The sequence below is a fragment of the Kitasatospora sp. cg17-2 genome (genome assembly GCF_054031055.1).
On sequence record NZ_CM132923.1, the window covers coordinates 1,735,362 to 1,757,981 of the forward strand.

Here is a 22,620-nt window from a genome sequence, read left to right on the forward strand (position 1 = left end):
CGGGCCGCTCGGGGAACCGGGTGAACACGGAGGCCCCACCGCCCGCCCCGCGTGCCTCCCTGTCGGTCCCCGCTGATACGTTCACCATCGATCCGATCCGATCCGGTCGAACAGTGAAGTTGGGGGAGAGACCGTTGACCGAACGATCCCGCATAGCGAGGGCGCGTACGCCGCTCCGCGCGGCCGTCGCCGCGGTGGCCGCGGCCGCCGCGCTCAGCACGGCGGTGAGCGGCGCCACGCACGCCACGGCGGCACCGGCGGCGCCGGCCGCACCGGCGTCCGGGCTGCAGGCCCAGTTCGCCGCCGCGGCCAAGGAATTCAAGGTGCCCGAGAGCATCCTCCTGGCCGTGTCCTACCAGCAGACCCGCTGGGAGTCGCACCAGGGCCGCCCGAGCACCACCGGCAACTACAACGTCATGGGCCTCACCCAGGTCGACCTGGCGGCGGTCGCGGCGGCCCAGGCCGCCGCCGAGCCCGAGGTCGACCAGCGCGGCGAAGGCACCCCGTCGGCCGCGGCCCGGGCGGTCCCCGCCCCGGCGCCGCCGGTCGACAGCCCCGCGCTGCACACCCTGGACGCCGCGGCCGGGCTGATCGGCCGGCCCGCGGCGGAGCTCCGCGAGAGCACCCTGCAGAGCATCCGCGGTGGCGCCGCGCTCCTCGCCGAGCAGCAGCGCCGGGCGAAGGCCCCGCAGTCCGGGGACCCGGCCGCCTGGTACGGAGCGGTGGTCGGCTTCAGCAACGGCGGTTCGGCGGAGCAGGGCTCCACCGAGGGCCGGGAGTTCGCGGACCGGGTGTTCGGCACCCTCGGTGTCGGCGCGACCCGGACCACCACCGACGGCCAGCGGCTGACGCTCGCCCCCGACCCGACGGCCGCCGCGCACAGCCCGGCGGCCGACCGGGGAACGGGGGTGCCCGGGCAGCAGTCCCCGGCCCAGGAGGCCCCGAGCGGCTCGCTCGCCGCTCCGGCCGCGCCCCCGGCCGCGCCCTCGGCCACGGCCGCCGACCCGATCGAGTGCCCGTCCAACCTGAGCTGCGACTTCCGGCCGGCCGCCTACGCGCAGAACAGCGCCGACGTCACCAACTTCGGCAACTACTCGATCGCCAACCGCGGCGGCGCGGAGATCGACTACATCGTCATCCACGACACCGAGGGCGGCTACGCGGGCTCGCTGGCGACGTTCCAGAACCCGGCCACCCTGGCGAGCGCGCACTACCTGCTGCGCTCCAGCGACGGACTCGTCACCCAGATGGTGGCGAACAAGAACGTCGCCTGGCACGCCGGCAACAAGACCCTCAACATGCACAGCGTGGGCATCGAGCACGAGGGCTTCGCGCTGAACGGGGCCAGTTGGTACTCGGAGCAGCTGTACCAGTCCTCCGCGACCCTGACCCGCTACCTGGCCGACCGGTTCGGCGTCCCGCTGGACCGTGAGCACATCATCGGCCACGACGAGGTCCCGGGGCCGATCCAGAGCTCCGTGAACGGCATGCACTGGGACCCGGGCACGTTCTGGGACTGGAACCACTACATGGACCTGGTCGGCGGCCGCGCCGCGCCGGACCAGGCCTATGTGATCGGCGGCCGGATCACCATCAACCCGCCGTTCTCCAACGCCTACCGGCCGGTGGTCAACAACGCCCCGGCCCAGCCGGCGAACTTCGTCTACCTGTACAGCTCCCCCGGCGGCCCGCTGATCGGCACCGGCACCCAGAACGCCTCGGACTGGACCGACAAGGCGGTGGCGGGCGGCAGCTACGTGGTCGCCGACCTCCAGGGGCAGTGGACGGCGATCTGGTACAACGGCCGGAAGGCCTGGTTCTGGAACGACGGCTCCAGCGCCGTCGCCGACAACCGCCCCGGCCAGTACGTGCTGACCCCCAAGGCGGGCCTGAGCAGTGTCGCGGTCTACGGCCGCTCCTACCCGGAGTACGCCGCCTTCTCGGCTGCGGGCGTCCCGGCGCCGGACCCCAACATCGTCGCGCTGGACTACACTCTGCCCGCCGGCCAGCGGTACGTCCCGGCCTCCACCACCCCGGTATCCGGCGACTTCTACTACAACCCGACCATCAATGGCACTGCGGCGAACGACCGCACCTGGGTCACCGGCAGCGCCGTCCGCTACTACCCGATCCGGTACAACCACCGGCTCGCCTACGTCTCGGCCGACGACGTCGACCTGGTCCCCGCCCCGACCGACGTGCTCGCCGGCGGTGAGCGCGTCCAGCTGCTGGCGCAGACCGCCAACGGCCCGGTCAACGCGGGCGCCAACTACACCCGCGGCGTCTGGGAGAAGTACCACGCGATCCCGACCGTCAGTGGCGCGGCCGACCCCAACCAGAGCTTCTCCCTGCTCTACATGGGCAGCCAGCTGCACGCGGTGACGGTCGCCAACGGGCACGTCCACACCGCCGACCGCAACCTCAACACCGGTGAGTGGAGCCCCTGGTACGACCTCCAGGTCGCCGGTCTGGCCGGTCCGCTCACCTCGTCCGTGACCGAGGTGACGGTCGCGGCCACCGGCAGCACGATGCACGTGGTCGTGGTCGCAGGCGGCCGCCTGCTGGAGGCGACCGCCGACTACGCGGCGGGCCGCTGGAACCAGTGGGGCGACATCTCCGGCGTACTCAACCTGCCCACCGGCGCGCTGAACCGGATCGCCGCGTCCGCCAACGGCAACGTGATGCACATCAACGGTGTCGGGACCGACGGCCGGATCCACGTCGCCGACGCCGACTACAACCGCGGCGTCTGGGCCTACGGCGACATCACCTCCGCGGTCGGCCCGCTGAGCGGCACGATCACCGGTCTGGCCACCGTGGCCGTCGGCTCGAAGCAGCAGCTGCTGGTGCTGGTGGACGGCAAGGTCAAGCAGGCCACCGCCGACTACGCGGCCGGCAGCTGGTACGGCTGGGGCGACATCTCCGCCATCACCGGCCAGACCACGCCGCTGACCAAGCTCTCGGTCACCTACACCGGCAACAGCCTGCGCCTGTTCGGCGTCGGCGGCGGCCGGATCCTCAACGCCAACGGCGACTACGCCGCCGGTGCCTGGTCGGGCTGGATGGACACCCAGTCCCCCGGCGCGGCCGGCCCGATCGCCCAGGTCAACACCGTGGCCGTGGCGGGCATCTGACCGTCCCCGCCCCACCCGCTGCCCCCGGCGCCGTCCAGGCGCCGGGGGCAGCGCCGTTCCCGCACGCCGTTCCCGCACGCCGTCGCCGCACCCCGTCCACCGGGGCGGCCGGGGCAGGGCGGACGGGGGCAGGGCGGCTGCCCGTTCGGGCAGTGTCCGCCTGTCGCCGCCCGCTCACGGAAAGCACTCCGTTGACACCGAAGTTGGTCTAGTCCACCTTGGTGGAGCAGGGCCACCGGCAGGGAGGCCGCATGCGCGGCGGGGGACGCCGGCGTGGAGGTCCGCCCGGGACGCCGTCCTGGCATCGGCGTACACCGACCGCACGCCGTCCCGTACCCGACCGACCGCCACTGCACCGAAGCTGACGATCAGACGGAGAGTTCCACAGATGCAACGAGTCTGCCTCGCCCTGCCCACCATGCGTTCCTGCCCCGGTACCATCGTGGACCTCGCCGAGGAGGCGGCCTACGCCGTCGCGACCTTCGGGGTCGAGGTGCACCTCCTCGTCCTCGACACCACCGACGAAGCCGAGTTCGCGAAGAACGCGGACGCCGTGGCCGCGCTGACGCCCACCCCCGGCGTCTTCGTCCACCTTCTCGGCAACGAGCAGCAGCGGGACTTCTTCCGCTCGGTGGCCGAGCGCGCCGGTGGCGCCGACCCCGAGCTGCTGCTCGACATGATGCTCCCGCCGGCCGTCGCGTACGGCTCCTGCGTCAACCGCCTCTTCCTCGCCGCGGCCGCCCTGGGCTGCACCTCGACGCACCTGCGCAACGACGACGCCGACTTCCAGGTCGTCGACGGCGAGAAGGTCTTCCCGATCCACAACGAGCTGCTCTCGATCGGCCGACCGGCCCGCGAGGCCGCGGCCGTCGTGACCCGCTCCGAGCTCGACCCGGCCGACGCCGACATGCCGGTGATGCTGGTCAGCGGCTCCTTCCTCGGCGAACTCAACGTCGACATCGGCGAGATCCTCGAACTGGACCCGGCCGTCTACCGCGACCTGGTGCGCCTGTGGACCCCGCCGGTGTGGTCGGACGAGGACCGCGACGCGATGGTGGACCTCTCCTTCAAGGGCGTCGGCGCCGAGCCGTTCGACGGCGACCACTCCGTCCTGGGCGTTCCCGACATCTGGAACGTCTACATGTGCAACATCGCCCTGGACCACCGGGCCTACGAGGTGCTGCCGCTGCTGCCCTCGATCGAGACCATCGGCTGCGACTACGCCCTGCTGCACGCGCTGGTCCACTCGAAGTCGCCCGGCGTCGTCCACAACCGCCACATCGTCAACTACTACACGCCCGAGCGCCGCACCGACGACGGCTTCATCGCGTACCAGACGCGGTTCGTGAAGTTCCTGCTCTCGATGCTGTACCTGTACCCGGTCTACGGCGGCATGATCGACCACGGCCGCGGACTGCTGGACGAGAAGCACGGGTTGAAGGTCGAGCCGATCCTCGACCTGGTGCGGGGCAGCGTCGACTGGGACCGGGCCGGGAACGAGCACTGCCTGGACGTCCTGGACCGCTCCTACCGCAAGCTGGGCGGCAGGTACGCCAAGCTCGCCGACGTGGTGGCCGGGAAGCGGCAGCAGCTCATGGACGAGGCGCAGGAGGACGCCGAGCGCTGGGCGGTGCTGGTGGAGTCCTGGGCCGGGATGGTGGCCGCCGCCCGCGCCGAGGGCCTGCGCCCCGGCCGGGACGGGGCCGCGGGGTGAGCGAGGACTTCCTGATCCGGCAGCTCGCCGAGGACGACTGGGACGCCGTGGTCGCGCTGGAGCACGACGCCTACGCGGCCGACGGCCTGTCGGAGGGCCGGGAGGCGCTGCGGTCCCGCGCCGTGGCCTCACCGGAGACCTGCTTCGTGCTGGAGCAGGGCGGCACGGTCCGCGGCTACCTGCTGAGCCTGCCGTACCCGCCGCTGCGCTGTCCGGACCTCGCCCGGGCGGAGGACGGCGCGTTCGAGTCGGACAACCTGCACGTGCACGATCTGGTGATCGCCGAGGACCTGCGCGGCAAGGAGGTCGCGTTGGGGTTCATGCGGCACTTCCGGGCGCGGGCGGAGGAGTTGGGCTTCGAGCAGATCTCGATGGTCGCGGTGCGCGGGGCGGACATCCTGCTGCGGATCATCGGCTACCGCTCGCACCGGGAGGTGGCCGTCCCGGCGTCCTACGGGCGGCGCGCGGTCTACATGTCGATGCCGGTGCGCTGAGTCCGCGGGGCACCCGCGGACGCCGGTCAGCACGGCCCGGTGGCGCCCCCGGAGCCGGCGGGTGCCTCGTCCGCCGGGCCGGGGGCGTCCGGCGTCCCCGGGCCCGCCGACGGTCCGGCGCCGGGATCCCCGGCGGCGCTCGCCGGAGCGGTGGGCCGGGCGCCGCGGAACTCGTCGACCTCGGTGTAGTCGTGCTTCGAGCTCGGCCAGAGGAAGGTGATCTGGTCCAGGGAGTCCAGGGGCCTGGCGTCGTGGAGCACGAACACGGTCAGCCGGGTGCCGTCGGTGGTCTCGTCCCGGATCGCCCGGTAGCGGTTCCCGGCCGTGTCCCGCACGGTGATGGGGCCGACGCCGGCCCGGGCGAGCAGCAGGGTGACGATCAACGTGTCCCCCCGGGCGACCGGGTTCCTGACCCGCAGCGACTCGCCGGTCGTGGCGGCCGCGTCGGGCGGGGAGGCGGCCGGTGTGTCGCTGACCCGGCCGAGGAAGCCGCACGGGTCCGGGACCCGGGCGCCGACCGGGGAGGTCGACCCGCCGTCGGCCGCGGCTCCGCTCCCGTCCTCGTCGACCGGGGCGACGGACGGGGGCAGCACCGTCAGGGCGGCGAGCAGGCCGCCGAGCGACAGGACCGGCCACATCCGGCGCCGGCGGGCGGACCGGTGGCGGACCGTCCGCTCCGGCTCCCGGGCCGCCGGCGGTACGAATCGGGGCACGAGGTCGGGCACGAGGTCGGGCACGGCAGCGGGCAGGAGTTCGGGTACGGCAGCGGGTACGGCAGCGGGTCCGCGTTCGGGTACCGCGGCGGGCCCGGGTGGCGCCGGCAGTCGCCCGGCGGACTGCTGCCGCACCTGGATGCGCTGCCAGGCCGACCGCCAGCGCCCGAGGTCCTCGGCGGGCAGACCGAAGGCGGTGGCGAGCGCCAGCACCCGTTCCAGCGGCGGGAGACCGCTCCGCCGCAGGCTGAGGTCCGCCGAGAGGGTGCTGCGCGGAAGGCGGGTCCGGCGCTCCAGGTCGCGCAGCGACGGATTGCCGGCCCACGCCTTGACCGCCCGGAGCCGCTCCACGAACTCCTGCGGTGTCGTCGCTCCGTCCGGATCCGGAGCAGGAGAAGGAGCAGGAGCAGGCAACGGAGCAGACTCCGGCAAAGGAACAGGAGCAGGAGCAGGAGAAGAGGCGTCGGGTAACCGGTCCGGATCCGCGCCCAGGTGTCGCTCGCTCATGGGACCCCCCTCGGGTCGATCGGTCCCGTCGACCGATCCCGGCGCGCACGCGCCGGGATCCATCCTGGCCAACACCGGCCGACCACTCCATTGCGTTAGCTTGGCGTTCTATGATGATCGATTGTCAGGAGCCCGTCAGGGCTGCGGGCCGGGAGTCACGACGGGGGACGCGTCTCCGGGGCTGGGTCGTTCCCTGCCGTCGCCGTCCCCGCGGATGACCACTCATCGGAGGCGATCGTGCTGGGGGACTTCGGAACGCTGCTGCGGCAGTACCGGTACTCGACCGGATGGACGCAGGAGGAACTCGCGGAACAGTCGGGCCTCTCCACCCATGCGATCAGCGTGCTGGAGTCGGGGCGCCGGCGGCCCCGGCTGTCGTCGGTGGCGCGGCTGGCCACCGCCCTCGGGCTGGAGCCCGCCGACCGCGACCGGCTGCTCACCGCGGCCCGCGGGGAGTCGGAGCCGCAGCCCGCCGGGGAGCGGCCGACGGACCGGGTGGTGCCCCGGCTGCTGCCGTACGCCGTCCCGGACTTCACCGGGCGGCGCGAGGAGGTGGACCGGCTGCTGGCCCTGGCCACCGGACCGGGCGGCACGCCGACCCGTCCGCTGGTCATCTCCGCCATCGACGGCATGGCCGGGGTGGGCAAGACCGCCCTGGCCGTCCACATCGGACACGCCCTCGCCGACCGGTTCCCCGACGGCCAGCTGTTCGTGGACCTGCGCGGTGCCACTCCGGGCCAGCCGCCGCTCGAACCGGGCGCGGCGCTGGCCAACCTGCTCCGGGCGGTCGGTGTGAGCGAGAACGCGCTGCCGCCGGACACCGAGGAGCGCGCCCAGCTGTGGCGCAGCCGGGCGGCGGGCAAGCGGTACCTGCTGGTACTGGACAACGCCGTCGACGCCGCGCAGGTCCGCCCCTTGGTCCCCGGCGACCCGCGCTGCCTGGTCCTGGTGACGTCCCGGCGGCGCATGCCCGGACTGGACGGCGCGGTCGGTGTGCCGCTGGACGTGCTGAGCCACGACGAGGCCGTGGAGCTGTTCGCCCGGATCGCCGGCCCGGACCGGGTCGCGGGCCACACCGGAACCGTGGAGGAGATCGTCACCCGCTGCGGACGGCTGCCGCTGGCGCTGCGGATCGCCGCCGCCAGGCTGGCCCACCATCCCGCCTGGACGCCGGTCGACCTGCTGCAGCGGATCCGGCGTCCGCAGAAGTTATTGACCGAGCTGTCCAACCACGACCAGAGCGTCGCGGCGGCCTTCGTCGAGTCCTACCACTCCCTCAGCCCGGCGCAGCGGGGCGCGTTCCGGCTGGCCGCGCTGCATCCCGGCGAGGACGTCACGCCGCACGCCCTCGCCGCCCTCGTCGACGCGCCGCTGGACGAGACCGAGGAACTGCTGGAGTCGCTGCACAACCACCACCTGCTGATCGAGCACGCGGCGTTCCGGTACACCTTCCACGACCTGCTGCGCGCCTTCGCCGGGGAACTGCTCGCGCGGGAGGCGTCCACGCCGGCCCCGCGGGCCGCGCTCGTCCGGCTGTTCGACCACTACCGTCACGCCGCCGCCTCGGCGATGGACGTGCTGGTCCCGCTGGAACGGCACCACCGGCCGCGGCCGCCCGCACCCGGCGGTGCCGGCGGCGGCACTCCCCTGGTGTTCGCCGACCCGGCGGAGGCGACGGACTGGCTGACCCGGGAGCACGCCAATCTGCTGGCGCTCACCCGCCATGCCGCCGAGGCCGACCTGCCGGAGTACGCCGCGGACCTGCCGGCGATCCTCTGGCGCCACCTCAAGCGCCGCCTGCCCGCGCAGGAGGCCCTCGGGCTGGGGCTGGACGCCCTCCGGGCCACCCGGCAGCTCGGCAGTCCGGCCCGGGAGGCGGCCGCGCTGCGGCATCTCGGGTTGGTGCAGTACCAGCTCGGCGACTTCCCGCAGGCGCTCGATCTGCTCCACCGGGCGCTGGAGCTCCAGCGGCGGACCGGCAACCGCAACGGCGAGGCCCACGTCCTGGCCAATCTGGGCCTCACCCTGACCCGGACGGGGCGCCTGGAGGAGGCCCTCGACCACCACCGGGAGGCGCTGCGGCTCGCCCGGGAACTCCCCGAGCCGGCGGTGGAGTCGATCGCCCTGACCAATCTGGGCCCCACGCTGACCAGGCTCGGACGGATGCGGGAGGCGCTGGACCACCACCACGAGGCGCTGGAGTTCCACCGGCGCGGCGGCAACCGCCTCGGTCAGGCCATCGCGCTCAACCAGTTCGGCGAGCACCAGCAGAGGCTGAACCGCCACCCGGAGGCCCTCGACCTGTACCAGGAGGCCCTGGAGCTGCACCGCGACCTCGGCGACACCTTCGGCCAGGCCGAGTCGCACACCCTGCTCGGTGACGCCCTGCTGGCCATGGACGCCCCGGAGAGCGCCCTCCGGCACTACCGGGCCGCGATCGAGTTCCTGCCGCACACCGGCGAGCGCTACAACCTCGGCCGCATCCATGTCGGGCTGGCCCGTACGCACCTGCGTCTGGACGAACCGGACCTCGCCCGGAAGCACGCGGAGCTGGCCGTCGGGATCCACAGTGCCCTGGGCCTCCCGGAGGCGGACGAGGCCCGGGCCCTGCTCGCCGCACTGCCGGAGTGACGCGTCCGGCCCCGGCGCGTCCGGCACGTCCGGCGCACCGGGTCCCGGGCCTGCCGGGACGCGGACGAGCCTGGTCACGGACGGGCCGGGTCACGGACGAGCCTGGTCCCGGACGGGCCGGGCGGATCGGCCGAGGGCGGTGGGGAGCGGCTCCCCCGGTGCCGCTCCCACCTCGGTCACCGCACCCGGGTCAGTTGATCGGGCCGCAGGCCCAGGTGTTGTTGTTGGCCGTGTCGATCAGACACGCTTCGAGGCTCTGGCCCGGTCCGTCGTAGTACCACGAGGACGGGTTGCTGCTGGGGGTGGCACCGGCGGCGCCGAGCCACTTCCAGGCGTTCCGGTCGAAGACGCCGAACAGGCAGTGGCCGGGGTTGGAGGTCGGGATGACCCGCATCCAGTCGTGGTGGTCGTTCATGAGCTGGACGTCCTCCACCGCGACACAGCCGCCGGTGCCGAACACGACCTGGCCCTCGGCGGTCTGGGTCGCCGACGCCGTACCGATCCCCATCACGCCCATCGCCACCGCGGCGACCGCTGCGGCGGCAACGCGCTTGCCGGTCCTGGTGAATCGCATGGTTCCCCTCCAAGGAGTCGACTCCGCCCCGGTGTCGGCACCGGGAACACCCCGACCTCAGCAGCCGGCGGAAGGCGGAACAACCGGGCGGGCCCCGCCCCGGACGGTCCCGGACGACTCCGGACGCCCTCCGGACGGGGCCGGACGCGCCCGGACCCCGTCCCGGCAGGTCGCGCCCGCCCGGCTCGGGTCAGGCCGGGTAGTGGAGGGAGCCGAGGGGCGGGCACGGGGCGAGGTCGGTCGCGACGCCGGGGCGTTCGACGAAGGCCCGGGCCTGGGCGGCGTGGTGGCGGCGGGTGTCGTGGTCGTCCGCGTGCCGGGCGTCGTACCTGGCTCGGGTGGGGTCCCAGGTGCCGTCGATGAGGTCGAGGGCGGTGTTGCCGGAGCTGCGCCGGAACTCCGCCTTCACGGCGGACCGCTGGAGCGCGCCCTGGATCACGGCGAGGTGGATACGGGTGATCAGGACGCCGGGGGTGTTCGGCACGCGGGTGGGCAGCGGGGCCAGCGCGAGCGGGGACACCCCGGTGTCGAGGCGGCCGATGTTGTCGACGGTCGCGGTGCGGGCGTCGCTCACCGCGATCCGCATCTCCCGGTGCAGCCAGAAGAACTCGTCCAAATCCGCCTGGGTGACGCGCATGCGTCCGTAGGCGGCCCGGAACCGGGAGTCCCGGTGCAGCGGGAGCACGGTGGGGACGTGGAGTGCCACGCAGTCGTTGTAGCCGGCGTCGACCGCGGCGTCCAGGTGGCGCAGGCCGAGGTCCACCTGCCCCTGGGCGACGGCCAGGTCGGACAGGTCGGCGTGGGCCGCGGCGGCCAGCCACGCACCGTCGGGGCCGAGGACCGAGGCGCGCGCGACGATGTCGTGGAGGCCCGCCACCACGTCGACGCCACTGTTGGTCAGGTGCCCGAGCAGCAGGTCCTGCAGGCGGGAGATCAGCGAGTTGACGGTGGTGACCATGGATCTCCTCGGCGGTGAACGGACGGAAGGTCAAAGACGGGGAGTGGAAGAAGGGTTGATCCGGTTCCCGCCCCGGGGCCCGGGCCTGGCTCAGCCCAGCTTCTGCAGCACGATGTACTGGTCCGGCTTGAGCAGGTCCGTGCAGTACTGGAGGCCGCCGTCCGGCTGCATCCTGATCTGGCGGTAGACCGACCTGTCGGTGATGCACTGGTCACCGGCCGAGGAACCGGTCGCCCGGGACGCGTAGGTCACGCGGTTCTCGTCGGCCTCGGAGAGCGTCCAGGCGCCTTCGCACCAGATGCCGGTGCTGGGCGTCTCGGCGCGGATCTTGCTCTTCTCCTCGCTCTGCGCCGACTGGACGATGGTGAGGGTGACGGTGGTGACGTCGCCGTTGGCGGCCGTGCGCTGACCGATCCACTTCCCGAGGTACTTCGCCGGGACGATTCCCGGCCCGGCGCTCGTCGCGGACGGGACGGAGGCGGTGGGGGTGGAGGCGGACGGGGCGGAGGCCGAGGGGACAGAGGCGGAGGGGGTGGAGGGGGTGGAGGCGGACGGGACGGGTTCGGACGCGGTGATCAGCTCCTGGTCCCCGCGCAGGCCGTCGAGCAGCAGGTACCCGCCGCCGCCCAGCAGCAGCACGGCGACCAGCCCGGCCGCCAGGGCGCCGTACCCGCGCCGGGGTGACGGCGCGCGGCCGGGCGCCGACCAGGTCGGCAGCGGCGGTGGGGACGTCGGGGGCGGGGGCACCGTCGCGGACGGCGCGGGCGCCGGGCCCGGGGCCGTCCAGCCCGTCCCCCGCTCCCCCTCCAGGTCCAGCAGCTGCACGGCGTCGCGCCCGACCGCCGCCGCCAGCCCCGGCGGCAGCCAGTCCCCGCGCCCCAGCCGGGCGGCGGCCGCGCCGTCGCCGTCCAGGAACCGCCGCAGCTGCCCGGGTGACGGGCGGGCGGCGGGGTCCTTGGCCAGGCAGGCGCGGACCACGGCGTACAGCGGGCCGGACAGTCCGGAGAGGTCGGGTTCCTCGTGCAGCACCCGGTAGAGCAGGACGGGCGCGCTCACCCCGGAGCCGAACGGCATGGTGCCCGTCGCCGCGAACGCGAGCACCGCGCCGAGCGAGAAGACGTCGCCGGGCGGGCCGGCGGGCAGCCCGTTCGCCTGCTCCGGTGACATGAAGCCCGGCGAGCCGAACACCTGGCCGGAGCGGGTGAGCCCGGCGGTGGCGTCCAGTGCGCGGGTGATGCCGAAGTCGATCAGCCTAGGCCCGTCCAGGGCCAGCAGCACGTTCGACGGTTTGACGTCCCGGTGCACCAGCCCGAGGCCGTGCACATGGGCGAGCGCCTCGGTGAGGCCGACGCCGAGGGCGCGGACGGCGGGGTCCGGCAGCGGCCCGAACTCCCGCACGGCGGTGGTGAGCGCGGGCCCGGCGACGTAGCCGGTGGCCACCCAGGGGTGCCCGCTCTCGGTGTCCGCGTCCAGGACCGGTGCCGTCCACACCCCGCCGACCCGCCGGGCCGCCGCCACCTCCTGCCGGAACCGGGCCCGGAACTCGGGATCCCCGGCCAGGTCACGATGGACCAGCTTGACGGCGACGGTCCGCCCGCCGGTGGTCCGGCCCAGGTAGACCCGGCCCATCCCGCCCGAACCGAGCCTCCCCAGCACCCGGTACTCGCCGACCCACTGCGGATCGTCCGCTTCCAGCGGCTCCACGCCACACTCCCCTCACCCCGGAGCAGCCTCCCCGCCGCCCCTTCCGGGCCGACGCTACCGCCCCGGGACCGTCCGCGGGCCCGCAGAACGATCACGAAATCGTCGCCGGACGCCCCCGATCGCCGCCGGTCGGTCCGTCAGGTCCGGCGGCGCCGGGGGACGGCGCCGTCGGGTGCGACGCCGTCAGGCCCGGCGGCGGAGGCCGATGAGGGCGGCTCCGGCCAGACAGGCGATAGCGGCGGTGAGGTAGGCGAGGTGGTAGCCGGCGAGGTCGTCGTCGCGGGTGCCGGCGACCAGGACCATGACCGCCACACCGGCGCTCGCGCCGATCTGCTGGGTGACGACGTTGACCGCGCCGGCGACGGCGTGCTGTTCGCCGGGGACGCCGGAGAGCGCGGCGGAGGTCATCGAGGGGAAGTTGAGGCCCTGGCCGATGCCGCTGAGCACCAGGCCCGGCAGGACGTACTGGACGTAGCCGCCGTCGAGCGGGGTGGTCAGCCACAGGCCGGTGCCGACGCCGATCAGGACGAGGCCGACCGCCATCAGGGTGCGCGGGGTCCAGCGGGCGAGCAGGCGGCCGGTGGCGAAGTTGGCGGTGAGGAAGACGGCCGCCGACATCGGCACCAGGGCGAGTCCGGACTCGAACGGCGAGTAGTCCAGCATGCCCTGGAGGTAGAGGGGCGCGAAGAACAGCATCCCGACCGAGCCCATGTACTGGAGGAACGCCGCGAGGCTCGCGGCCCGGACCGGGGCCAGCCGGAAGAGACCGAGCGGGAGCGCCGGGTCGCTGGTGCGGCTCTCCCGGAGGACGAACAGCCCCAGGGCGAGCGCGGCGGCGGCGAGCAGGAACCAGACCGCGGCGCCCTCGCTGCTGACGCCGACGACCAGCAGGGTGAGGCCGACGGTGCCGGTGACCGCGCCGGGCAGGTCCAGCCGGCCGCTGTGGCCGGGGCTGTCGGGCAGTCCGGCCCGGGTCGCGGCCAGCACGCCGAGGCCGAGGAGGACCGAGAACCACAGCACCGAACGCCAGCCCCAGAACTGGGTCAGCACGCCGCCCAGCATCACCCCGCCGCTGAAGCTCGCGGCGCCGACGGCCGCGTAGACGCTGAAGGCCCGGTTGCGGGCCGGACCGGCCGGGAAGGTCTGGGTCAGCAGCGCCAGGGCGGCCGGTCCCGACAGGGCCGCGCCGATGCCCTGGGCGGCGCGCGCGCCCAGCAGGACGGCGGTGCTCGGCGCGGCCGCCCCGACCAGCGCGGACACCGTGAACAGGGCGACGCCGGCCTCGAAGACCCGTCGGCGGCCCAGCACATCGGCCAGCCGGCCGCCCATCAGCAGGAAGCCGGCGAAGGTGACGGCGTAGGCGGTCATCACCCACTGGAGCGTGGTGTCGGCCAGATCGAACCGCTCCCCCACGGACGGAAGTGCGGCGTTGAGCACTCCGAGGCCGCTGACGTCCAGGGCGAGCGCGCCGGCCAGCACCCCGAGCGCGAGGCCGGGCCGGACCACCGACTTGACGGCGAGATCGGTCATGCGGGCCTCCCGCCGGCGTCGTGGCGCGCGGCCGCCCGGACGGGGCCCACCTGCGGAAAGGGCTGGGGACGCGGCTGCGGCAAGGGCCCCGGCAGAGCGCCCGGAGCACGGTCCGAAGGTACCTCGAAGGTCTCAACTGCCATGGGGCCAGCTTGCATTGCTCGATCAACAGCTGTCCAGCCCGCCTGTACACGGATCGTACCTGAGCGTGACGTCCCGTTCCAGGAGATCGAATCGGACACTTTGTCGATCAAATCTCGCCACCGCGACGACCGGCACGCGTTGTACGCAATCCTGTATCCGGTGCACCCCTCGCGCCTTCGGGCGGACCGGGGGACCATCGGCCCGTCGTAGGCCGCTGATGTGCGATCCATCGAGCAATCCCGCAAACGCCTTGCTGTCCGGACTGCGCGGCCGAGCCGTGCCGTCCGGCGCTTTCGAGCCTTTCTTCATGCCACGGGGGGAGCAGCGTTGCCCGGTCACGGACTCATCCATGTCATGCCCATGATGATCTTAGGGCCGGCCGACCGCTCCCTGCCCCGCCGGCGCTGACGCTCCGCCCGGCCGTTGTGCCCCGGCCGCCCCCACCACCCCGCCACCCCGCCCTGCCGAGGGAGTCGCCATGCCTCAAGAGCGCGCAGCGCGAGACATCTCCAGCGTCACCGAATTCCTGCTGTCCCGGTTCGCCGAGCTGCTGAACATCCCCGCGCACACCGTCGACCGGCGCGCCCCGATGCACCGGTACGGCCTGGAGTCGGTGCAGTCGGTGGCCCTCGCCGCCGCGCTCTCCGAGTTCCTCGGGCGGCGCGTCCCGGCCACCATGATGTGGCAGCACCCGACCGTCGACGGACTGGCCCGCGCGCTGGTCGAGGGCCCGCGGGACACCGGGCCCGCCGCGCCCGCCGCCGGCCGCCGGAGCGCGCCGAACGAGCCGGTCGCCGTCGTCGGCATCGGCTGCCGCTTCCCCGGCGGCGCCGACCCGGCCGGGTTCTGGCAGCTGCTGGTCGACGGCGGCGACGCCGTCGGACCGGTGCCGGCCCCGCGCCGGGCACTGCTGAACGACCGGGTGCGCTGGGGCGGGTTCATCGACGGCATCGACCGGTTCGATCCGCTGTTCTTCGGCATCTCGCCGCGCGAGGCCGTCCAGATGGACCCCCAGCAGCGGCTGGTCCTGGAGCTGTGCTGGGAGGCGCTGGAGGACGCGGGGATCGCGCCGCACAGCCTGGTCGGCAGCGACACCGGTGTGTTCATGGCCTCCTGCTGGGGCGACTACGCCGCGCTGGCGCACTACCGGGGCCCCGACGCCCAGATCACCCCGCACACCGCGACCGGCATGCACGACGGCATCATCGCCAACCGCGTCTCCTACATCCTCGGCCTCCAGGGCCCGAGCATGGCCATCGACGCCGCCTGCGCCGGTTCGCTGGTCTCGGTGCACGTCGGCTGCCAGTCGATCCAACTGGGCGAGAGCGACCTCGTCCTGGCCGGCGGCGTGAACCTGAGCTTCGTCTCCGACTACTACACCGCCATGGACGCGATGGGGGCACTCGCCCCGGACGGCCGCTGCAAGTCCTTCGACGCCCGCGCCAACGGCTACGTCCGCGGCGAGGGCGCCGGGGTCGTGGTGCTGGCCCCGCTCAGCGTGGCACTGGAGCGCGACCTGCCGGTGTACTGCCTGATCAAGGGCAGTTCCTCCAACAACGACGGCCTGAGCAACGGCATGACCGCGCCGAACCCGCAGGCGCAGGAGAAGATGCTCCGCACCGCGTACCGGCGGGCCGGCATCGACCCGCACCTCGTGGACTACATCGAGGCCCACGGCTCGGCGACGCCGCTGGGCGACCCGATCGAGGCCAACGCCATCGGCGCCGTGCTGGGCGGCGCCGACCGCGCGGAGCCACTGCGGCTCGGCTCGGTGAAGTCCAACGTCGGCCACCTGGAGGCGGCGGCCGGCATCGTCGGCCTGGTGAAGCTCGCGATGTCGGTGCGCAACGGGGTGCTGCCGCCGAGCCTGCACTACAGCGCGCCGAACCCGCAGATCATGTTCGACGAGTACAACCTCACCGTCCAGGACCGGCTGACGCCGTGGCCGCGGCGCTCCGACGCCCGCCGGGGCGGGGTCAGCTCGTTCGGCTTCGGAGGCGCGATCTGCCATGTCGCGGTCGAGGAACTGCCGCGCCCCGAAGCCTCGTTGCTGCTGCTGGCCGCGGACTCCCGGGAGGCGCTGGCCGAGCGGGCCCGCGCGCTGCGGGACGGGACCGACCTGCGGGAGCTCTGTCGCCGCACCCCGGGCGACGGCCCGTTCCGGCTCGCCGCGGCGGCCCGCGACATGTCCGAACTCCGCTCCCAGCTTGACGCCTTCGCGAACGGTGCGCCCGCCGCCGGGCTGAGCAGCGGCGAACCGGGCGGGAACCGGAGCGGGCAGCGGCCCCGGGTGGCGTTCCTGTTCTCCGGCAACGGCTCGCAGTGGATCGGCATGGGCCGCCAACTCCTCGCCGGAATGCCGGTGTTCCGCCGCTCGATGATGAGGTCCGACCGGCGGATGCGGGAGCTGGTGGGCCTCTCCCCGGTCGAGCACCTGCTCTCCGCCGACGGCCGGCTGGACGACATGGACGTCTTCCAGCCCCTGCTGTTCTCGCTCCAGGTCGCGTTGGCCGAGACCTGGCGCTCGCTGGGCGTGGAGCCGGACGTCGTGCTCGGCCAGAGCGTCGGCGAGTTCGCCGCCTCGTACGTCGCCGGGGCCCTGGACTTCGACGACGCCTCCCTGCTCGCCGCCCACCACGGCAGGCTGCTCCAGCAGCTGGCCGTCGGCCGGGGCGAGGGCATCGTGGTGATGACGCCGGCCGACGAGGTGCGGCCGTACCTGACCGGCGGGCTCACCCTCTCCGGCCACAACGGCCTCAACTCCACCCTGGTGACCGGTACTCCCCAGGAGATCGACGAGCTCGTCCGGCGGCTGACCGAGGCCGACGTCACCAACCACCGGGTGCGGATGGGCCACGCCCCGCACTCGCCGCTGGTCGACCAGGTGCTCGCCCCGCTGAAGGCGGAACTCGCCGGCCTCCGGCCCCGCACCGCCCGCGTCCCGATGATCTCGACGGTCACCGGCGAACACGTCGACGGGTCCGAGCTGGGGCCGGACTACTGGGCGGCCAACCTGCGCCAGGAGATCCTGGTGGTCGACGCGCTGCTGAAGCTGCGCGAGCACCGCGTCGACGCGGTGGTCGAACTCGGCCCGCACCCCCTGCTGCTCAAGTCGGTGTCCGAGATCCTGCCCGCGACCACGCTGCCCTCGATGCGCCGGGGCGCCGACGAGGCCGCCACCCTGCTCGGCTCGCTCGGTGCCCTGTACACCGCCGGACTCCCGGTCGCGGCACACCCGTTCCTCGCGGGCGACCGGGGACGGCACGTCGCGCCGCAGCGGGGCGAGGCGGCGGGCACGGGCGCGGCCGACGGGGACCCGCACCTCGTCACCGTCTCGGCCCGGACGGCGGGCGCGCTGACCGACACCTGCCGCGAACTCTCCAGCCACGTCGAGCGGAACACCGCCCTGCGGGTCTCCGACCTCGCCTACACGCTCGCCGCCCGGCGCAGCCACCACAACCACCGGATCGCGCTGCTCGCCCGCTCCCGCCAGGACGTCCTGGACGGACTCGCCCGGGTCGCCGCCGGGCAGCCGCACCCCGACCTGCTCACCGGCACCGTGTCCGGCGGCGCCGACCGCCGGGTGGCGCTGGTGTTCTCCGGCGGCGGCACCCAGTGGGTCGGCATGGGCCGCGAACTGCTGCGCTCCCACGCCGGGTTCCGCACCTGGATGCGGGCCTGCGACGAGGCCGTGCGCGCGGCCGGCGGCCCCTCGGTGCTCGACCTGCTGGCCGCCCCGGCCGAGCGGGCCAGGTACGAGGAGATGGATTTCCAGCAGCCGGTGCTGTTCGCCCTCCAGGTCTCGCTGGCGCAGGTCTGGCTCGGGCTCGGCATCCGGCCGGCGGCCGTGGTCGGGCACAGCCTGGGCGAGGTCGCGGCGGCCTGCGTCGCCGGGGCGCTGTCGCTGGAGGACGCCGCCCGGGTGGTGGTCGCCCGCTCGCACCTGCTGGAGCGCGAGGCCGCCGCGGGCGCCATGATCTCGGTCGACCTGCCGGAGCAGGAGCTGCTGCCCCGGCTCGCCCCGTACGCCGCGCACGCGGCGGTCGCGGTGGTCAACAGCCCCACCAGCGCGGCGGTTTCCGGCTCGCCCGAGGCCGTGGACGCGCTGGAGGCGGAGCTGCGGCGGGACGGGGTCTCGGTGCGCCGGATCCGGGTCGAACGGCCGGTGCACAGCCCCGGCATGGACCCGCTGATCGCGCCGCTGCGGAAGCGCATCGAGGGCATCACCCCGCTGGCCCCCGCACTCGACTTCCACTCGACGGCCCTGGCGGGCGCGGTGAACCCGGTCGCCGACGTCGACTACTGGGTGCACAACCTGCGCAACCAGGTGCGCTTCGCCGAGACCATCGGCGCACTGGTCGACCAGGGGGTCGGCGCCTTCGTCGAGATCGGCCCGCACGAGACGCTGCGCGGCGCGGTCGAGGAGATCGCGCTGACCCGCGGCGTCCAGGTGCACGCGGTCAACTCCCTGCGGCGCGAGGAGAGCGACCTGCGCTGCCTGCTGGACGCCGCCGCCTCGCTGTACGTCCGGGGCGTCCCGCTGACCTTCGACCCGCTCTTCGCCGACGACGTCGAGGTGGTGGAGACGCCGCTGGTCCAGTGGCAGAAGGACCGGTACTGGATCGACACCGAGCCGCACCGCGCGCCCACGTCGATCCCGGGTGTCGACGGGCCCGTGACCGTCATCGCGAGCACGGGCGCGGCCGAGGCGGCACCGGTGCACGAAGCGGCCCCGGTGCCCGCGCCGACGGCCGCCCCCGCGGCCCGGCCGGTGGACGAGGTCGTGCTGGCCGAGCTGGCCGACGCGCTGGGTGTGCCGGTGAGCCGGTTCGACGCGGACGCCGGGCTGCGGGACTTCGGCCTCGACTCGATGCTGGCGATCCGCCTGGTCAACCGGATGCAGTCGCTGTTCGGGCACCGGGTGTCGCCGGTGGTCTTCCTGGACGGCCGCTCGATCGCCGAGGTGGTCGCGCACTTCGTCGGCATCGTCGGCGGCGCGCCCGCACCGGCCACCGCCTCCGCGCCGCCCCTGACCGCGCCGGTGGCGGCCCCGACGGCGGCCCCGGCCCCGGTCCCGGCTGCGGTCCCGACCCCGGCTGCGGCCCCGACCCCCGAGCCGTCCTTCCTCGACGAGCTGTCCGAACTCGACGCCGAGGAACTGGTGGAGGAACTCGACGCCCGCGGCCTGCTGGAGGCCACCGAGGCGCCGGCCCTGGAGCAGCTGCGCGCCGACGGCCTCGGCCTCACCCTCGCCCCGGCCTCGCACGGCCAGGCCTCGCTGTGGTTCATGCAGATGGTCGCGCCGGACGCCGTGCCCTACAACTTCATGGTGACCGCCCGGATCCGGACCTCGGTCGACGAGGAGGCGCTGGAGCGCGCCGTCCGGGCCGTACTGGACCGCCACCCCGCCCTGCGCACCCTCTTCGTGGAGGCGGGCGGCAGCCCGTACCAGGTCGTCCTGGACGAGCCGGTGTACGAGTTCGTGGTCGCGGACACCGCCGGACTCGACGACGAGCAGGCCCGCGAGGAGCTGGCCCGGCACGGGCACCGCCCGCTGGACCTGGACTACGGACCGCTGGTGCGGGTCGTCCTGCTGCGGCGCGGCCCGGCGGACCACTACCTGCTGGTGCTGGTCCACCACATCGCCTCGGACGCGGCCTCGGCGGACGTCATGATCCGCGAGATCCAGGAGTTCTACCGGGGCGCCGACCCGGCCGACCGGGAACCCGCCGCCCCGTACACGGAGTTCGTCGCCCGGGAACGGCGGTGGCTGGCCGGTCCGGCCGCCGACGCCGCCCTGGACTGGTGGTCGGCGAAGCTGGCCGACCCGCCGGCCCGACTGGACCTGTCCGACCGGGAACGGCCGCCGGGCGTCACCTACGAGGGCCGCGACCTCGCCTTCCGCTGGAGCGTCGAGGAGAGCACCAGGCTGCGGGAGTTCGCGCTGCGCGAGGGCGTCTCGGTCAGCACGGTCGTGCTCGCCGGGTTCTTCGCCACGCTCAACCGGGCGGTCGGGACGGAGGACGCGGTGCTCGCCACCGCGATCGCCCAGCGCTCCGAGCCCGGTTGGGAGTCCGCCGTCGGCTACTACCTCAACACGGTCCTGGTCCGGGCGAACCCCTCCGCCGGGCGCAGCTTCCGCGAACTGCTGCGCGAGGTCCACGCGTTCTCGCTCGGCCTGCTGGAGCACATGGACTACCCGCTGGACCTGCTGGCCGCCCAGCTCAAGCCGCCGCGCGTCGAGGGCCGGTCCCCGTGGTTCGACGTGGTGGTCAACTGGCTCTCCTCGGACGCGTTCCCGCGCTCGGTGAAGCTCTTCCACGGCGTCGGCGACACGATCGCCCCGGACGGCGCGCTCCCGCTCGAACCGCTCCAGGTGCGCAGGCACCTCGCCAAGTTCGACCTGGAGATCTCGATGGCCGACATCGACGGCCGGGTGGCGGGCCACGTCCAGTTCAAACCGAGCTACCTGGAAAGGCGGACCGTGACGGACCTGCTCGCGCTGTACCGCACTGTGCTCTTCGACTCGATCGATCGACCCGACCTGGCCCTCGGCGACCTCGCCCCGGGCGGCCTCCCGGAGGAGACGGACCGGTGACCGAAACCCTGCACTCCGAGTTTGTCGCGCAAGCGGCCAAGAACCCCGACGCGACCGCCGTCCACTCCGACGCCGGAGTCCTGACCTACGGCGAACTCAACCTCCGTTCACAGGAGTTGGCCGAGCGACTGGTGGCCGACGGCGCCGGTCCGGGCGTCCCGGTCGGCATCTGCGTCGAGCGCACCCCGGATCTGCTGGTGGCGATCCTGGCGGTCCTGCGGTCCGGCTCCTGCTACCTGCCGCTGGACCCGAACTACCCCGCCGAGCGGCTGGCGTTCATGGTCCGGGACAGCGGCACCCGGCTGCTGCTCACCACCCCCGCGTCCCGGGCCGGCTGTCCGGCCGGGCCGACCGTGGTCGTGCTCGGGGAGAGCGTCACCACCGAGCCCGGCGAGAAGCCCTCGGCCGTCGTGCCCGAGGACACCGCCTACATCATCTACACCTCCGGTTCCACCGGCACCCCCAAGGGCGTGGCCGTCCGGCACGCGGGCTGCGTGGCGATGCTCGCCGAGATGGACCGGATCCTGGAGGGCTGCGACCTGAGCGGCGTCGCGGCGGCCAGCTCGGTCTGCTTCGACATGTCGGTGATGGAGATCTTCAACGCGCTCTGCCGGGGCGGCTCCCTCGTCCTGGTCGAGAGCGCCGTGCACCTGGCGGAGAGCCGGCACGCCGACCGGATCACCCATCTGAACATGGTCCCCTCGGTCATGAACGGACTGCTCGACGCGGGGGCGCTGCCCCCGAACGTGCGCTCCGTCGTGTTCGGCGGCGAGGCGCTGCGCCGCAAACTGGTGGACCGGACCTACCGGGAGACCGGCGTCGAGCGGGTGTTCAACGCGTACGGCCCCACCGAGGGGACGGTGTTCTGCTCGTTCGGGCCGGTGCCGGCCGGGGGGACGGACGAGCCGACCATCGGCCCGCCGACGAGCACGGCCCGGGTGTACGTGCTGGACCAGGAGCTCCGGCGGGTCCCGGCCGGGGAGCCCGGCGAGCTGTTCCTCGGCGGCGTCGGCCTCGCGCACGGCTACGTCAACCGGCCGCGCACCACGGCGGAGCGTTTCCTGCCGGACCCGTTCCTGGCCGGCGAGCGGATGTACCGCACCGGGGACCTGGTCAGGTTCACCGAGGACGGCGAGCTGCGCTTCCTCGGCCGCACCGACCACCAGGTCAAGCTGCGCGGCTACCGGATCGAGCTGGAGGAGGTCGAGGCCCGGCTGACCGGCTGCCCCGAGGTCCGCGAGGCCGCCGTCGTCGTCCGGGGCAACCGGCTGGTCGGCTACGTCGTGCCGACCGGCGACGCTCCGGAGCAGGCCGGCCCGGGGGCGGACGCGACAGCCCCGGCCGGCCCCCGGCTGGACGCCGCGCTGCAGAACGCCGTCACCGCCCGCCTCGCCGCCGGGCTGCCCGACTACATGGTGCCCGCGACGGTCGTGGTCCTGCCCGCCCTGCCACTGGGCCCCGGCGGGAAGCTCGACCGCGGCGCGCTCCCCGAGCCCCCCGCGCCGGCGGCCGGCGCCGACGGGCCGCGGACGGCGCCGAGCACGCCGACCGAGACCGCCCTCGCCGAGATCTGGGGCGAGCTGCTCGATCTCGACCCGGCGGGCATCGACGTGCAGGCCGCCTTCTACGACCTGGGCGGGGACTCGCTGCTGCTGGTCCGGCTGGCCCGGCTGATGACCCGGCGCTTCGACCGCCGGGTCCGGGTGCCCGACCTGTTCAGCTTCCGCGACATCGCCTCCCTCGGGCGCTGGCTCGACGACGACAGCGGCGCCACGCCCGAGGTGGTCCAGTCGGCCCGCCAGCGCGCCGACGCCCGCCGGGCCGCGCTGCGCGGCCGGGGCAACACCGGCCGCTGAAACGCCCCGGCAGCACCGGACAGCGAGCAGCACCGCGCACCGAACCGCACCCCGCACAGAACC

11 protein-coding genes are annotated in these 22,620 nt (G+C 74.1%); 6 read left to right on the forward strand and 5 right to left on the reverse strand.

All coding sequences use genetic code 11. The annotated features are described in order from the left end of the window. The first annotated feature begins 134 nt into the window (after nucleotides 1-134). The 3 genes from ACW14Y_RS06955 (at nucleotide 135) to ACW14Y_RS06965 (ending at nucleotide 5,342) form a co-directional block, all read left to right on the forward strand. The gene (locus tag ACW14Y_RS06955) at nucleotides 135-3,134 is read left to right on the forward strand and encodes an N-acetylmuramoyl-L-alanine amidase (protein WP_456986222.1); all 3,000 of its coding nucleotides are present in this window, start codon (nucleotides 135-137) and stop codon (nucleotides 3,132-3,134) included. 388 nt (nucleotides 3,135-3,522) lie between these two features. Beyond that, the gene (locus tag ACW14Y_RS06960) at nucleotides 3,523-4,848 is read left to right on the forward strand and encodes a DUF6271 family protein (RefSeq protein ID WP_456986223.1); all 1,326 of its coding nucleotides are present in this window, start codon (nucleotides 3,523-3,525) and stop codon (nucleotides 4,846-4,848) included. Further along, nucleotides 4,845-5,342, forward strand: a complete 498-nt coding sequence (locus ACW14Y_RS06965) for a GNAT family N-acetyltransferase (RefSeq protein WP_456986224.1) — start codon at nucleotides 4,845-4,847, stop codon at nucleotides 5,340-5,342. The genes ACW14Y_RS06960 and ACW14Y_RS06965 overlap by 4 nt, the downstream gene beginning before the upstream one ends. Nucleotides 5,343-5,368: 26 nt before the next feature. Here the strand turns inward: ACW14Y_RS06965 and ACW14Y_RS06970 are convergent, their stop codons facing one another. Continuing rightward, nucleotides 5,369-6,406 carry a hypothetical protein gene (locus tag ACW14Y_RS06970; RefSeq protein WP_456986225.1) on the reverse strand — a complete coding sequence of 346 codons (1,038 nt, stop codon included), beginning with the start codon at nucleotides 6,404-6,406 and terminating at the stop codon, nucleotides 5,369-5,371. Nucleotides 6,407-6,799: 393 nt separating this feature from the next. On the opposite strand from ACW14Y_RS06970, the gene ACW14Y_RS06975 reads away from it, so the two are divergent. Beyond that, nucleotides 6,800-9,193: a tetratricopeptide repeat protein gene (locus tag ACW14Y_RS06975; protein ID WP_456986226.1), complete on the forward strand. Its 2,394-nt coding sequence runs from the start codon at nucleotides 6,800-6,802 to the stop codon at nucleotides 9,191-9,193. Between the two features lie 190 nt (nucleotides 9,194-9,383). Here ACW14Y_RS06975 and ACW14Y_RS06980 read toward each other — a convergent pair whose 3' ends face one another. From ACW14Y_RS06980 to ACW14Y_RS06995, 4 genes are all read right to left on the reverse strand, one after another. Then, nucleotides 9,384-9,767, reverse strand: a complete 384-nt coding sequence (locus tag ACW14Y_RS06980) for a hypothetical protein (RefSeq protein ID WP_380305121.1) — start codon at nucleotides 9,765-9,767, stop codon at nucleotides 9,384-9,386. Between the two features lie 190 nt (nucleotides 9,768-9,957). Beyond that, nucleotides 9,958-10,725, reverse strand: coding sequence for a hypothetical protein (locus ACW14Y_RS06985; protein ID WP_456986227.1), 768 nt, complete (start codon nucleotides 10,723-10,725; stop codon nucleotides 9,958-9,960). Between the two features lie 90 nt (nucleotides 10,726-10,815). Continuing rightward, complete coding sequence (locus ACW14Y_RS06990; protein WP_456986228.1) at nucleotides 10,816-12,429, reverse strand: protein kinase domain-containing protein; 1,614 nt, start codon at nucleotides 12,427-12,429, stop codon at nucleotides 10,816-10,818. A 183-nt stretch (nucleotides 12,430-12,612) separates the two neighbouring features. Then, nucleotides 12,613-13,959, reverse strand: a complete 1,347-nt coding sequence (locus ACW14Y_RS06995) for an MFS transporter (protein WP_380303246.1) — start codon at nucleotides 13,957-13,959, stop codon at nucleotides 12,613-12,615. A gap of 622 nt (nucleotides 13,960-14,581) precedes the next feature. On the opposite strand from ACW14Y_RS06995, the gene ACW14Y_RS07000 reads away from it, so the two are divergent. Further along, complete coding sequence (locus ACW14Y_RS07000; protein ID WP_456986229.1) at nucleotides 14,582-20,701, forward strand: acyltransferase domain-containing protein; 6,120 nt, start codon at nucleotides 14,582-14,584, stop codon at nucleotides 20,699-20,701. Further along, entirely contained in the window at nucleotides 20,698-22,557 is a 1,860-nt protein-coding gene (locus ACW14Y_RS07005) for a non-ribosomal peptide synthetase (protein WP_456986230.1), read from the forward strand. Before ACW14Y_RS07000 ends, ACW14Y_RS07005 begins: the two co-directional genes overlap by 4 nt. The last annotated feature ends 63 nt before the right edge of the window (nucleotides 22,558-22,620 follow it).

Excerpts from the sequence above, each read along its gene's own strand:
- ACW14Y_RS06960 (WP_456986223.1), top strand. The coding sequence starts at position 3,523 with ATGCAACGAGTCTGCCTCGCCCTGCCCACCATGCGTTCCTGCCCCGGT.
- ACW14Y_RS06980 (WP_380305121.1), bottom strand. The coding sequence starts at position 9,767 with ATGCGATTCACCAGGACCGGCAAGCGCGTTGCCGCCGCAGCGGTCGCC.
- ACW14Y_RS06985 (WP_456986227.1), bottom strand. The coding sequence starts at position 10,725 with ATGGTCACCACCGTCAACTCGCTGATCTCCCGCCTGCAGGACCTGCTG.
- ACW14Y_RS06995 (WP_380303246.1), bottom strand. The coding sequence starts at position 13,959 with ATGACCGATCTCGCCGTCAAGTCGGTGGTCCGGCCCGGCCTCGCGCTC.
- ACW14Y_RS07000 (WP_456986229.1), top strand. The coding sequence starts at position 14,582 with ATGCCTCAAGAGCGCGCAGCGCGAGACATCTCCAGCGTCACCGAATTC.